Source organism: Streptomyces acidiscabies, from assembly GCF_020010905.1.
GTDB lineage: Bacteria > Actinomycetota > Actinomycetes > Streptomycetales > Streptomycetaceae > Streptomyces > Streptomyces acidiscabies.
This window is the reverse complement of sequence record NZ_JAGJBY010000002.1, coordinates 998,412-1,012,062: the sequence shown is the minus strand read 5'-3', so window position 1 is coordinate 1,012,062 and position 13,651 is coordinate 998,412. Positions and strand designations below refer to the sequence as shown.

The following is a 13,651-nucleotide window of genomic DNA, read 5'->3' as shown; positions in this document are numbered from 1 at the left end:
GGCGCGGGGCTGTGTCTGACATGCGGCTGCCGCCGCGCGGGCGCGAACAACCACAACGAACCCGCACCCGCCCACCGGCCTCCACAGGCACCCCCCCTTTTTTCCACCCACCACAAGGGGCCGGCCCGAAACCGGACCGGCCCCACGAACAACCTCAGTCGTACGGTGTGTACGCCTTACTGCATGACGGCCATGGCGATCGCCCGCCGAGCGCGCCGCGAGGCCCGCTCCGCACGACGCTGCATCCGCCGCGCGGCGACCACGCGAGCGGCCAGCCGCTCCCGCTCGGCCTCCTGCATGCGCTCATGCATATGCGCACGAGCCAAGGCTTCTGGGATGAGTTGCATCTCTCGGTTCCTGTTCTGGCGCGAGTCGTTCGCGCCGCTGGTAATGACGTCTGTGTTCGCGGAGCCCACGGGCTCACTGGCGGACGGCTTCATCGGGGCCTGCTTCTGGGGGTCGTGCGTGAGGGGGCGGTCGATGGTTCCGGTGATGTTCATGCTGAGACCGGGTTCTTGCGCGGACGGCCACGAGGCCGCTTGCGGGCGACCACGACGCCCTGCACGAACAGCTCGCCACCCCAGACACCCCAGGGCTCACGCCGCTCCTTCGCCCCGGCGAGGCACGCCTCCATCAGGGGGCAGGTACGGCAGAGGGACTTCGCGTACTCCACGTCCGCGGGCGACTCGGCGAAGAAGACCTCCGGGTCGTAGGAGCGGCAGGGAACGGGTACGCCGAGGTTCTCGATGGCGTCGTCGAGCGCGGTGAGCGCGGTGAGGGGAGTCAAGGCGGGGTCCTCCTGGAGACCGGGCGGGGGGATCGTTTCGGAAGGCGGTACGGACGTTTCGTGCGCTTCGAGTTGCACGGTTTCGTCTTCCTCGTCTGTCGGACCGGCCCTGTTGGGCCGGTGTCGGCTTGTCGTCCCGAGGCTCCTTCGGCTGTCCGTCCCCGGTGTGGGGACAAACAGAAGGGCCGCGGATCCCGGATGGGGTTCCGCGGCCCTGAAGGCGCCGGCCTGATCGTCGATCAGGCTGGATCACTCCAGGGATCTGGCCCGCGGAAGGCCCACATCTGGTGGTGGTGCGTCGTCTGCTTCGGGTTTCCGGCACCGGCTGCCGCAAAGGCATAGGACCGGGCCTTTGCCTCTACTGCTTCCAGTGCCTTCATCGGTCGCTCGTCGCGGGTGGGAACACTCGCGGGGGCGACGGAGAGCGACTCGGACCGGCCGGCGCGAAGGCCGGACAGACCGGTGCCCGGGTTCGAGGCGCCGAGGATGCACACGGAGACGACCGAGGGATCGGTCAGTTTGACGGTGCTGGTGAAGCGGGTCTTGTTGATGATCACTGGAATCGCCTCCTCTCGGCGTCTCAAGGACCGGGGATGAAACCGGTCCGGCGGATACGCAAGTACAACACGGATCAGGGGCCTTCGAGAAGGCCGCCGTCCCCGGTGTCTAAGAACCTATGGGGATTGCCGGGGCATGCGCAAACTATTTTTTCGACGACTTCGCATCAGCCCTCCCCTTCCTCTCCCGCACAGTCCTGACCTGCGCAGATGGCCAGCACGTCGGTGCCGTACCGGTTGAGCTTGCGCTGGCCGACGCCGGGGATGCACGCGAGATCGCCCGGCTCCTCGGGGGCGGCCTCGGCGATGGCGACCAGCGTCTTGTCGGTGAAGACGCAGAAAGCGGGCTGTCCGGTGTGCTTGGCCTGGACCTCTCGCCAGGCGCGCAGCCGCTCGTAGAGGCCCTCGTCCATGTCGGAGGGGCAGTCGTCGCACCGCAGGAGCTTCAGCTCGCCGCCGTCGGTCAATGTGCGCCCGCAGATCCGGCAGCGCGCCGGCGTGCGCTGGCGCCGGGGGGACGGGCCGAGGGCGCCCGCCCGGCCCGTCGCGGCCTTCAGGGTGCCGCGCTCGACGCCCCCGGAGGCGCCCGAGGCGGCCGTACGGCCCGCCGCGCTGCCGGAGCCGGGGCGCAGGCCGTCGAGGAAGCGGGAGGGGCGGCGGCTGGCGCGGCCTCCGGGCGAGCGGGCGAGCGCCCAGGAGACGTGGAGCCGTTCGCGCGCGCGGGTCACGCCGACGTAGAGCAGCCGCCGTTCCTCCTCGACCTGCTCGTCGGTGCGGGCGTAGGTGATCGGCATCATGCCCTCGGCGACGCCGACCAGGAAGACGACGTCCCACTCCAGGCCCTTGGCGGAGTGCAGGGAGGCGAGGGTGACGCCCTGGACGGTCGGGGCGTGCTGGGCGTTCATGCGCTCGTCGAGTTCAGCGACCAGGTCGGCGAGCGTGGCGTCCTGCTTGGCGGCGGTGAAGTCACCGGCGAGGTGGACCAGGGCGGCGAGGGACTCCCAGCGCTCCCTGACGGCCCCGGAGCCCGCCGGGGGCGTTGTCGTCCACCCTTCGCCGGAGAGGACGGCACGCACCTGCGAGGGCAGGTCCACGGCGTCGTCCAGCGCGGAGTCGTTGCCCCCGAAGCGGGCGGCGGCGCGCAGGGAGGCGGTCGCCTTGCGGACCTCGGGCCGGTCGAAGAACCGCTCGGCGCCGCGCAGCTGGTAGGGGATGCCGGCGTCGGCGAGGGCCTGTTCGTACGTCTCGGACTGGGAGTTGGTGCGGAACAGGATCGCGATCTCGGCGGCGGGGACACCGGCTGTGAGCAGCTCGCGGATGCGGCGGGCGGCGCCCTCGGCCTCGTCGGGTTCGTCCGTGTACTCGGTGTAGGCCGGTTCGGGTCCGGGGGCGCGCTGGGAGACGAGTTCGAGCCGGTGGTCGGCGGCCCGGCCGCTGGCCTGGGCGAGGAGGCCGTTGGCGAGGTGGACGACCTGGGGGGTGGAGCGGTAGTCGCGGACCAGTTTGACGACGGTCGCGCCGGGGTGGCGAGTGCGGAAGTCGAGGAGGTGGTCGGGGGTGGCGCCGGTGAAGGAGTAGATGGTCTGGCTGGCGTCGCCGACCACGCACAGGTCGTCGCGGTCGCCGAGCCACAGCTCCAGGAGGCGCTGTTGCAGGGGGCTGACGTCCTGGTACTCGTCGACCACGAAGTGCTGGTACTGGGCGCGGACCTGGTCGGCGATGTCCCGGCGGTCCTGGAGGACGGCGACGGTCAGCAGCAGGACGTCCTCGAAGTCGATGACGCCGCGCTCGCGCTTGAGGTTCTCGTAGGCGGCGTACACCTGGGCGAGTTCGGCGGGGTCGCGGGGGGCGTCGCGGCCCGCCTTGGCGACGGCCGGCGCGTAGTCGGCGGGGACGGTCTGGGTGACCTTGGACCATTCGATCTCGGCCGTGGCGTCCCGCAGCTCGCCCCGGTCGAGGCGCAGTCCGCAGGAGAGGGCGGCGTCGGCGACGAGCTGGAACTTGCGGTCGACGAGGCGGGGCAGGGCGCCGCCGATCGCTTTCGGCCAGAAGTACTGGAGCTGGCGCAGGGCGGCGGAGTGGAACGTCCGCGCCTGGACGCCCTGGGCGCCGAGCTGGCGCAGCCGGCCGCGCATCTCGCCCGCCGCGCGGTTGGTGAACGTGACGGCGAGGACGCTGGAGGGCTGGAGCATGCCCGCGCGGACCCCGTAGGCGATGCGGTGGGTGATCGCCCTGGTCTTGCCCGTGCCGGCGCCGGCCAGCACGCACACCGGGCCGCGCAGGGTGGTCGCCACCTCGCGCTGCTCGGGGTCGAGCCCTTCGAGCACCGCGTCGGCAGAGTCCGGTGCCTGCGGGAAGAGAGGGGAGTGCGTTGCTGCTGTCACACCGCCATGCTGCCAGGTCCGCGGAGACGGGCGAAAAAGTTATCCACAGGCGGGACCCGATTGTCGTACAAGTGCGTCGGGTGTCACGTCAGGGTGACGCCGAGAACGGGAATGGTGACGGATTCACGTACGTTCCCCCTCTGCGAGCAGACTTCCCCGACCCGCCGAAGGAGCGCGAGAGACATGCCGGGCACTGTGACGATGTACAGCACCACGTGGTGCGGCTACTGCCAGCGGTTGAAGAAGCAGATGGACCGCGAGGGCATCGCGTACACGGAGATCAACATCGAGCACGACCCGGATTCCGCGGCCTTCGTCGAGAAGGCGAACGGCGGGAACCAGACGGTTCCGACCGTGCTGTTCCCGGACGGTTCGACGCTGACGAACCCGTCGTTGGCGCAGGTCAAGCAGAAGGTCGGCGCGTAAGCGCGGACGCGCGAGAGGGGCGGTCCCGGTTCATCGGGGCCGCCCCTCTTTTCTGTTCTTCGCCGTGTCTTCGCCCGCTCAGATGAAGTTGCGGGTCGGCAGGGGCTTTCCGTACCAGAGTTCGATCAGGCGGGCGGCGATGGAGATGCCGTAGGGCGGCAGGACCTCGCCGGACTCGAAGGCGGCGCACAGTTCGTCGCGGGAGAACCAGCGGGCCTCGTGGATCTCGTCGCCGTCGACGTCGATGTCGGTGGACGTGGCGTGCGCGAGGAAGCCGAGCATCAGGCTGGACGGGAAGGGCCAGGGCTGGCTGGCGACGTACTCGACGCGGCCGACGGTGACGCCGACCTCCTCGAAGACCTCGCGGCGCACGGAGGTCTCGATGGACTCGCCGGGCTCGACGAACCCGGCGAGCGTCGAGAAGCGCCCTTCGGGCCAGTGGACCTGGCGGCCGAGCAGGAGGCGGTCCTCGTCGTCCGTGACGGCCATGATCACGGCCGGGTCGGTGCGCGGGTAGTGCTCCGCGCCGCAGGCCGGGCAGCGGCGGATGTGACCCGCGGCGGCGATGACGGTGCGTTCGCCGCAGCGGGAGCAGAAACGGTGGGTGCGCTGCCAGTTCTCCAGGCCGACCGCGTGGACCATCAGGCCGACGTCGCGCGCGGACAGCAGCAGGCCGGCCTCGCGCAGGCCCGCGGGGCGCGCGGACTGGTCGATGCGGCCGGGCAGGGCGTCCTTCTGGAGGGCGAAGTAGCTGACGCCGTCCTCGTCGGCGCCCAGGAAGTAGCGGTGCGCCTCGGTGAGCGGTGCCTCGAAGGAGGGCGTCATGACGAGTTCGGTCCGGCCGTCGGGCGTCTCGTCGATGAGGACCTGTCCGTCGGAGACCACGAAACAGCGGGTGGTGGGGTGGCTCCACGCTGCGGCGAGCCACGCCTCGTCGAGCCGGTGGTGGGCGGCGCGGTCGATGCCGCTGGGTGCGGTGAGCGACACGGGCCGGTCGGCGTTCGGGTCGGTCCAGGTGGTCACGGGTACTTCCAACTCCCCCGGTGCAGCGGTTGGTTCGGCGGGACGTACGGCAGGGGCGGGTGCGGTCGGGTGTCAGGGCGCATGGCGCCAGGTGCGCGCGAGGTCGTCCCACAGGTGGGCGGTGGTCTCGGCGCCCTTGAGGAGCAGGTCGAGTTCGACCTTCTCGTTCGGCGCGTGCCAGCCGTCGGAGGGGACGGAGATGCCCAGGAACAGCACCGGGGCGCCGAGGACCTCCTGGAGGTCGGCGGCGGGCCCGGAGCCGCCCTCGCGCGTGAAGCGGACGGGTTGCTCGAAGGCGCGTCCCATGGCGCGGACGACGGACTGGAGCGCGGAGTGGCCGAGCGGGGTCAGGCACGGGCGCGTGGCGGGGCTGAAGTCGATCTCGCAGCGGATCCCGGCGGGCACCTGACCGGCGACCCACGCGCGGACGGCCTTCTCGACGGTGTCGGGGTCCTGTCCCGCGACGAGCCGGAACGACAGCTTCACGAACGCGGAGGCGGGGACGATCGTCTTGCTGCCGGCGCCCTGGTAGCCGCCGCCGATGCCGTTGACCTCGGCGGTGGGCCGCGCCCAGACGCGCTCCAGGGTGCTGTAGCCGGCCTCGCCCCGGGCGGCGTACGAGTGCGCGGTGCGCAGCCAGCGCTCCTCGTCGAAGGGCAGCTCGGCGAAGAGGGCGCGCTCCTCGTCGGTGAGGTCGACGACGCCGTCGTAGAAGCCGGGGACCGCCACGCGCGCGTGCTCGTCGTGCAGGGCGGCGACGAGGCGGGCGACCTCGGTGGCCGGGTTGGGGACGGCGCCGCCGAAGGAGCCGGAGTGGATGTCCTGGTCGGGGCCGTGCAGGCGGATCTCGCAGTCGGTGAGGCCGCGCATGCCGGTGCAGACCGTGGGGGTGTCCTCGGCCCACATGCCGGTGTCGGAGACGATCACCGCGTCGGCGGCGAGCCGGCCGGCGTTGGCCTCGACGAGGGCGCGGAAGTTCGGGGAGCTGGACTCCTCCTCGCCCTCGATCAGCAGCTTCAGGTGCACGGCCGGGGCCGTGCGGCCGGTGGCGGCGAGGTGGGCGCGCACGCCCAGGGTGTGGAAGAACACCTGTCCCTTGTCGTCGGCCGCCCCGCGCGCGTAAAGACGGTTCTCGCGGACGACGGGGTCGAAGGGGTCGGTGTCCCAGCCGTCCTCGCGGGCGGCGGGCTGCACGTCGTGGTGGCCGTAGACGAGGACGGTGGGGGCCTGGGGGTCGTCCGCGGGCCACTCCGCGTAGACGGCGGGGGCGCCGGGGGTGGGCCAGACCTCGACGACCGGGAAGCCGGTCGTGGTGAGCTGCGCGGCGAGCCAGTCGGCGCTGCGGCGGACGTCGGGAGCGTGCTCCGGCTGGGCGGAGACCGAGGGGATGCGCAGCCACTCGGCGAGGTCGCCGAGGAAGGCGGCCCGGTGCTCCTCGATGTACGCGCGGACGGCGCTGACATCACTGACGGCGCTGTCAATGGGCTGGCTCATGTCCACGAGCCTATCCGGCCGCACCGACATCGTCGCCGGGCGCCCGGACCTCCGCCAGGGGCTCCCCGGTGGCCTTCGCACCCCGCAGAATCCGCTCCAGAGCGGCCCTTCCGGGCAGCTCGGGGGGCCGGACGACGTCTCCGGTCCTCACATAGAGGAACGCCGCTGTGACGGATTCCACGGGCACACCCTCCTGCTCGGCCCACGCGAGCCGGTACAGCGCGAGCTGGAGGGGGTCGGCGGTCCGCTCCCGGTGGGTCTTCCAGTCGACGATCTCGTACGACGCCGTCGCGCCGTCGCCCTCCTTGTAGACGGCGTCGATACGGCCCCGTACGACGCGGCCCGCGAGGGAGAGCTGGAAGGGGGCCTCCACGCGGTGGGGCGTGCGGTGCGCGTACGCGGTGCGCTCGAACGCTTCCTTCAGCTCCTCCAGGTCGCGTTCGTCGTCGATCTCCGCGTCCTCGGTGCCGGGCAGTTCCTCGGGCTCCAGCAGGGGCAGGGTGAGCGCCTCCCAGCGGGCCTCCACCCAGGCGTGGAAGCGCGTCCCCCTGCGCGCGGCCGGTTTCGGCGGCTGCGGCATGGGGCGAGCCAGCTCCTGCGCGAGGCCGTCGTGGTCCTCCGCGAGGCGCATGACCTGGGAGGCGGTGAGGACGGCCGGGAGGGGGACGTCGGTGACGGCCCTGCGCGCGCGCAGGAGTTCGCCGGTGAGGGCGTCGAGGTCGCGGTCCCAGGAGGCGATGGTGCGGGCGTCCTCCGGGGTGAGGGGGGTGGTCTGGTGGGGGACGGTGGGGGCGGGGCGGGGGGTGGGGGCGTGAGGGGCGTCGTACGGGACCGTCTCGTCGTACGGCTCCGGATCGTCGTACCGGGGGTCGTAGGGGTCGTCGTCGTCCGGGGGCGGGGGCCAGTCGGGGTCCTCGTGGGCGTGGGGGTCGTGCAGGGCGGTGGGGTTGTCCAGGTGGGTGAGGACCGTGTCGGCGGCGGCGCGGCGGCGGCGCAGGGCCGTGTCGTCGAGGGGGAGCGGCCAGGCGTGGTCGGCGGTGGTGTCCTGGAGGGTGGGGTTCTCCTCGCCGTCCTCGGGGGCGTCGGCCCACGCCTCGATCTCGCCGTGTCCGGCGGCGCAGTGGTCGTACAGGGCGGTCAGGAAGCCGGAGGGGCCGCGGGGCTTCTTCTGGGTGGGGCCCCACCAGTGGCCGGAGCCGAGCAGGAGGCTGCGCGGGCGCGTGAAGGTGACGTAGCCGAGGCGGAGTTCCTCGGTGTGCTGGTGGTCCTTCATGTCCTCGTGGAACGCCTTCATGCCCTTGGCGTCCCAGCTGGTGACGTCCGGGAGGGTGTCGGCGTCCCCGCGCAGGGCGTGCGGCAGGACCTTGGCCTGGGCGGTCCACTTCTCGCGGCCCTTGGCGCTGGGGAAGGTGCCGTCGACGAGCCCGGGGACGACGACGACGTCCCACTCCAGGCCCTTGGACTTGTGCGCGGTGAGGACCTTGACGGTGTTCTCGCCGCCGGGGAGGGCGTTGTCGAGGCCCTTCTCGTACTGGGCGGCGGTGCGCAGGAAGGCGAGGAAGGCGAGGAGGGTGGCCTGGCCGTCGTGGGCGGTGAAGGAGGCGGCGACGTCGAGGAAGTTCGACAGGGTCTCGCGGCGGCGGGCGGCGAGCGCGTGCGGGGACGCCGACAGTTCGACCTCCAGGCCGGTGACGGCGAGGACGCGGTGCAGGACGTCCATCAGCGGGTCGGACAGGGAGCGGCGCAGGTCGCGCAGTTCGGTGGCGAGGTAGGCGAAGCGCACGCGCGCGTCCGGCGAGAACGGCAGGCCGTCGTCGTCCCCGGTGCCGTCCAGGAACGTGTCCAGGGCGTCGGCCAGCGATATCACCTCGGCCGGGTCGGTGCCCTCGACGGCGGCGGCGAGGCGCCGGTCGGGGTCGCCGTCGTCGTCCACGCGCGCGTGGGTGACGAGGCGTCGGGCGCGGCGGCCCAGGAGGGCGAGGTCGCGGGCGCCGACGCGCCAGCGGGGGCCGGTGAGGAGGCGGACCAGGGAGGCGTTGGCGCCGGGGTCCTGGAGGACCTCGCAGACGGCGACGAGGTCGGCGACCTCGGGGAGGTGCAGCAGTCCGGAGAGGCCGACGACCTCGACGGGGACGTCCCGCGCGACGAGGGCGCCCTGGATCTCGGCGAAGTCGGTCGCCGTGCGGCACAGGACGGCGATCTCACCGGGGGCCGTGCCGGTGTTCACGAGGTGGGCGATGGAGTCGGCGATCCAGTCGGTCTCCTCGGCGTGAGTGCGCAGGAGGGCGCAGCGGACCGTGCCGTCGCGTTCGGCGCCGGGGGCCGGGCGCAGGGCCTCCACGCCCGCGTGCATGGCGCGCAGGGGCTCCGCGAGGCCGTTGGCGAGGTCGAGGAGGCGTCCGCCGCTGCGGCGGTTCTCGCTGAGCGCCTGGCGGGCGGCGGGGCGGCCGTCCGCGTGCGCGAAGTGCTCGGGGAAGTCGTCGAGGTTGGCGACGGAGGCGCCGCGCCAGCCGTAGATGGCCTGGCAGGGGTCGCCGACGGCGGTGACGGGGTGGCCGGTGCCGCCGCCGAAGAGGCCCGCGAGGAGGATGCGCTGGGCGACGGAGGTGTCCTGGTACTCGTCCAGGAGGACCACCTTGAACTCCTCGCGCAGGATCCGGCCGACCTCGGGGACGCCGGCGAGGCGCGCGGAGAGGGCGATCTGGTCGCCGAAGTCGAGGAGGTCGCGGTCGCGTTTGGCGGTGCGGTAGCGGCGGACCAGTCCGGCGAGGTCGCGGCGGGCGGCGGCCGTCTCGGGGACCTTGCGCAGGTCGGCGTTGCTGAGCTTCGCGCCGTCCAGGGCCGTCAGCAGGTCGGCGTCCCACGCGCGCAGGTCGTCCGGGTCCACCAGGTGTTCGGCGAGTTCGGCGTCCAGCGTGAGGAGGTCGGCGGTCAGGTCGGCGAAGGAGCGGGTGAGCGCCGGGTAGGGGCCCGGGGCCTCGCGCAGGACGCGTGCGGCGAGCTGGAAGCGGGTCGCGTCGGCGAGCAGGCGGGACGTCGGCTCCAGGCCGAGGCGCAGGCCGTGGTCGGTGAGCAGGCGGCCCGCGAAGGAGTGGTACGTCGAGATGACCGGCTCGCCCGGGGGGTTGTCGGGGTCGACCGGGTCGGGGTCGGTGACGCCCGCCTTGACCAGTGCCTTGCGGACGCGTTCGGCGAGTTCCCCGGCCGCCTTGTTGGTGAACGTCAGGCCGAGGACCTGCTCCGGGGCGACCTGTCCGGTGCCGACCAGCCACACCACGCGCGCGGCCATCACGGTCGTCTTGCCCGACCCCGCCCCGGCCACGATCACCTGCGGGGCGGGCGGCGCCGTGATGCAGGCCGTCTGCTCCGGGGTGAAGGGGATGCCGAGGAGCTCTTTGAGCTGCTCGGGGTCGGTGATGCGGGAGGACATGCGGGGAAGGCTAGTGGGCGGCACTGACAACGGAGGACAAATCGACGGGTGGGACGGGAGATGCGCAGGTGGGAGGGGTGGTGGGGTCGGTCACATGAGGTGCGCTCACCTGAGGTGCGCTCACTCCACCACGTGCCGTCCCTCGGGCCGCGCGCTGCACGACGCCCGGAACGCGCAGTGGGTGCAGTGCTGGCCGGCGTCGGGGGTGAAGCGTTCGTCGAGAACCTTGCCCGCGGCCGTGGCGAGCAGGTCGCCGACCCACTCGCCGGACAGCGGCTCCTGCGCCTGCACCTTGGGCAGCGTGTCGCCGCCGTCGCGCCGGGCGGCGCCCTGGCGGAGCTGGACGAGTTCCGCGCCGCCCGCCTCGGGCCGTACGCCGTCGAAGACCTCGTCGACGGCGCCCTCGCGCACGGCGAGCTGGTAGACGGCGAGCTGGGGGTGGCGGGCGACCTCGGCGGAGGTGGGCGTCTGCTTGCCGGTCTTGAAGTCGACGACGTACGCGCGGCCGTCGGTGTCGGTCTCGACGCGGTCCATCTGGCCGCGGATGCGCACCTCGTACTCGCCCGCTTCGAGGGTGACGTCGAAGTCGTGCTCGCTCGCCACGGGCGTGCGTCCCGCGCGGTCGAGCACGTGCCACTTCAGGAAGCGTTCGAGCGCCACGCGCGCGTTGTGCTTCTCCTGGTCGGACTTCCAGGGCGCGTCGAAGGCGAGCCCGTTCCACACGGAGTCGAGGCGCTCCATGAGGACGTCGAGGTCGGCGGGGGTCCGTCCGGAGGCGACCTCGTCGGCGAGGACGTGGACGACGTTGCCGAAGCCCTGGGCGGCGGTCGCGGGCGCGTCGGCCTTCACCTCGCGGCCGAGGAACCACTGGAGGGCGCAGGTGTTGGCGAGCTGGTCGAGGGCGCTGCCGGACAGGACGACGGGCTGGTCGCGGTCGCGCAGCGGGACCTTGCTCTCGGTGCGGTCCCACATGCCCCACCAGCGGTACGGGTGGGCGGCGGGGACCAGCGGGCGGCCGTCCTCGTCGGCGAGCGCGGCCAGGCGGGCGAGGCGGCGCGCGGCGGCCTCCCTGAGAGTGTCGGAGGCGCGCGGGTCGACCGTCGTCGCGCGCAGTTCGGCGACGAGCGCGGGGACCGACAGGGGGCGGCGGGGGCGGCCGGTGACGTCCTGGGGTTCGACGCCGAGTTCGGTGAGGAAGCGGGAGGGCTGATCGCCGTCGTCGGCGGGCGCCTTCACGGCGGTGACGACGAGGCGCTCGCTCGCGCGGGTGGCGGCAACGTAGAACAGGCGGCGTTCCTCGGCGAGCAGCGCGCCCGGGGTGAGCGGTTCGGCGAGTCCGTCGCGGCCGATGCGGTCGGCCTCCAGCAGGGAGCCGCGCCGGCGCAGGTCGGGCCACAGCCCTTCCTGGACGCCGGCGACGACGACCAGGCGCCACTGGAGGCCCTTGGCGCGGTGCGCCGTCATCAGGCGCACCGCGTCCGGCCGTACGACGCGTCGCGTGAGGGTGTCGGCCGCGATGTCCTCGGCCTCCAGCTCCTCCAGGAAGTTCAGGGCGCCCCGGCCGCCGGTGCGGGCCTCCGCGCGGGCGGCCGTCGCGAACAGCGCGCACACGGCGTCGAGGTCGCGGTCGGCGTTGCGTCCCGCCGCGCCGCCGCGCAGGGCGGCTTTGGCGAGCCGGCCGGGCCAGGACGTGCGCGCCCACAGCTCCCACAGCGCCTCCTCGGCGGTGCCGCCGTCCGCGAGGCGCGCGCGTGCCTTGGCGAGCAGTTTCCCGAGGTCCTGTGCGCCGCGCGCGTATGCCCGGTCGTGCGCGACCAGTCGTTCGGGTTCGGCGACCGCGCGCGCGAGCAGGTCGTCGGAGGGCGGCGGCAGCGGGTTGCCGCCGGCCCGTTCCTCGTCGCGCAGCGCGCGCCCGAGGCGGCGGACGTCGGCGGCGTCCATGGCGGCGAGGGGCGAGGCGAGGAGGGTGAGGGCGGTCTCGGTGTCGAGCCAGACGGGCGGCTCAGCGGGCTCAGCGGGCTCGGTGTCCGGGTCGGCCGTGGTGTCCGTACGGCTCGTCGCCTCCGCCGTCGCGACCGCGCGCAGGGCCGTCAACAGGGGGGCGACCGCCGGTTCGTGGCGCAGCGGGACGTCGGCGCCGTCGGTGTGCAGGGGGACGCCTGCGGTGCTGAGAGCGCGGCGCAGGGCGGGTACGGAACGGGTGCCCGCGCGCACGAGGACGGCCATGTCGCGCCAGGGGACGCCGTCCTCCAGGTGGGCGCGGCGCAGGATGTCGGCGATGTTGTCGAGCTCGGTGCCGGTCGTCGGGTACGTGTACACCTCGACGCCGCCGCCCTCGCGCGTGGGGGCGAGGGCGCGGTGGGCGCGGGCCTTGTCCGCGGGGAGGCGGGTGAGGGGCATGCGCTGGGCGAGCAGGCGGGTGGCGGTCAGCAGGCGGGCGGCGGAGCGGCGCGAGGTGCGCAGGACCTCGACGGGGGCGGGGGTGCCGTCCGCGCGCGGGAAGGTGTGCGGGAAGTCGAGGATGCCGTTCACGTCGGCGCCCCGGAAGGCGTAGATCGACTGGTCCGGGTCGCCGAGGGCGACGAGGGTGCGGCCGTCCCCCGCGAGCGCGCGCAGGAGCCGTACCTGCGCGGGGTCGGTGTCCTGGTACTCGTCGACGTAGACGGCGTCGTAGCGCGCGGCGAGGTGGGCGGCGGCCTCGGGGCGCTGGGCGAGGAGGACGGCGCGGTGGACGAGTTCGGCGTAGTCGAGGACCCCTTGGAGGTCGAGGACGTCGAGGTACTCGGCGAGGAAGACGGCGGCGGCGCGCCAGTCGGGGCGGCCGATGCGGTCGGCGAAGGCGGTCAGGGCCTCGGGGCCGAGGCCGAGTTCGCGGCTGCGGGCGAGGACCGCGCGGACCTCGTCGGCGAACCCGCGCGTGGTGAGGCAGGCGCGCAGTTCGTCGGGCCAGCTCACGTGCGCGAGGCCGAGGCGCTGGAGGTCGAGCTGGCCGGCGAGCAGCTCCCGGACGGTGACGTCCTGCTCGGGGCCGGAGAGCAGCCGCAGGGGCTCCACGAACAGTTCGCTGTCCTGGTGGGCGCGCACGAGGGCGTAGCAGAACGAGTGGAAGGTGGTCGCCTGGGGTGCGCGCGAGGCGCCCATGCGCAGGGCCATGCGGTCGCGCAGCTCGACGGCGGCCTTGCGGCTGAACGTCAGGACGAGGATCCGCGCGGGGTCGCCGCCGCGCTCGACGCGGGCGGCGACGGACTCGACGAGGGTGGTGGTCTTGCCGGTGCCGGGACCCGCGAGAACCAGCAGAGGGCCGGTGGTGTGGTCAACCACGGCGCGCTGCGCGGCGTCCAGACGAGGGGGAGCCTCGCGGGCCGGAGGGGTGCGCACCAGTCGGTAGGCGCCACGGGTCCCCTGCCGTACCTGGGGGTGCGGCAGGCGCCCGGTGGAGGGAGAGGTGCTCACGTGGTTCGCCGGTCCTGGTGGGTGTGCTGGTTCGCCGCCGTCCGTCCGTGCCGGGCGGTGGTCTCGGGATGAGGGGGACGTGTGCGGCCGACGCTAC

The 13,651-nt window shown here is 73.4% G+C and carries 9 protein-coding genes; 1 reads left to right on the top strand and 8 read right to left on the bottom strand.

Annotated elements, in window-relative coordinates; translation table 11 throughout:
* Window positions 1-176 precede the first annotated feature (176 nt).
* From J8M50_RS31595 to J8M50_RS31580, 4 genes are all read right to left on the bottom strand, one after another.
* Complete coding sequence (locus tag J8M50_RS31595) at window positions 177-500, bottom strand: putative WhiB-interacting protein (protein WP_010359722.1); 324 nt, start codon at window positions 498-500, stop codon at window positions 177-179.
* Window positions 497-865, bottom strand: coding sequence for a WhiB family transcriptional regulator (locus tag J8M50_RS31590; RefSeq protein ID WP_010359720.1), 369 nt, complete (start codon window positions 863-865; stop codon window positions 497-499). Before J8M50_RS31590 ends, J8M50_RS31595 begins: the two co-directional genes overlap by 4 nt.
* A gap of 161 nt (window positions 866-1,026) precedes the next feature.
* On the bottom strand, window positions 1,027-1,344 hold the full coding sequence (locus tag J8M50_RS31585) for a hypothetical protein (protein WP_010359718.1): 318 nt from the start codon (window positions 1,342-1,344) through the stop codon (window positions 1,027-1,029).
* Window positions 1,345-1,511: 167 nt separating this feature from the next.
* Window positions 1,512-3,728 carry an ATP-dependent DNA helicase UvrD2 gene (locus tag J8M50_RS31580; RefSeq protein WP_079076485.1) on the bottom strand — a complete coding sequence of 739 codons (2,217 nt, stop codon included), beginning with the start codon at window positions 3,726-3,728 and terminating at the stop codon, window positions 1,512-1,514.
* Window positions 3,729-3,911: 183 nt separating this feature from the next.
* On the opposite strand from J8M50_RS31580, the gene J8M50_RS31575 reads away from it, so the two are divergent.
* The gene (locus J8M50_RS31575) at window positions 3,912-4,154 is read left to right on the top strand and encodes a mycoredoxin (protein ID WP_010360086.1); all 243 of its coding nucleotides are present in this window, start codon (window positions 3,912-3,914) and stop codon (window positions 4,152-4,154) included.
* Between the two features lie 78 nt (window positions 4,155-4,232).
* Here the strand turns inward: J8M50_RS31575 and nudC are convergent, their stop codons facing one another.
* The 4 genes from nudC to J8M50_RS31555 all read right to left on the bottom strand — a co-directional run bounded on the left by nudC (window position 4,233) and on the right by J8M50_RS31555 (window position 13,554).
* Window positions 4,233-5,177: an NAD(+) diphosphatase gene (gene nudC, locus J8M50_RS31570; protein WP_010360087.1), complete on the bottom strand. Its 945-nt coding sequence runs from the start codon at window positions 5,175-5,177 to the stop codon at window positions 4,233-4,235.
* Window positions 5,178-5,249: 72 nt separating this feature from the next.
* Entirely contained in the window at window positions 5,250-6,671 is a 1,422-nt protein-coding gene (locus tag J8M50_RS31565) for a dipeptidase (protein WP_040838568.1), read from the bottom strand.
* Between the two features lie 10 nt (window positions 6,672-6,681).
* A complete protein-coding gene (locus tag J8M50_RS31560; protein ID WP_010360090.1) occupies window positions 6,682-10,101 on the bottom strand; it encodes an ATP-dependent helicase in 3,420 nt (1,139 codons plus the stop codon).
* Between the two features lie 120 nt (window positions 10,102-10,221).
* The gene (locus J8M50_RS31555) at window positions 10,222-13,554 is read right to left on the bottom strand and encodes an ATP-dependent helicase (RefSeq protein WP_059046972.1); all 3,333 of its coding nucleotides are present in this window, start codon (window positions 13,552-13,554) and stop codon (window positions 10,222-10,224) included.
* Window positions 13,555-13,651 lie beyond the last annotated feature (97 nt).

Coding starts and splice junctions, on each gene's coding strand:
- J8M50_RS31595 (WP_010359722.1), bottom strand. CDS start 500: ATGAACATCACCGGAACCATCGACCGCCCCCTCACGCACGACCCCCAG.
- J8M50_RS31575 (WP_010360086.1), top strand. CDS start 3,912: ATGCCGGGCACTGTGACGATGTACAGCACCACGTGGTGCGGCTACTGC.
- J8M50_RS31565 (WP_040838568.1), bottom strand. CDS start 6,671: ATGAGCCAGCCCATTGACAGCGCCGTCAGTGATGTCAGCGCCGTCCGC.
- J8M50_RS31560 (WP_010360090.1), bottom strand. CDS start 10,101: ATGTCCTCCCGCATCACCGACCCCGAGCAGCTCAAAGAGCTCCTCGGC.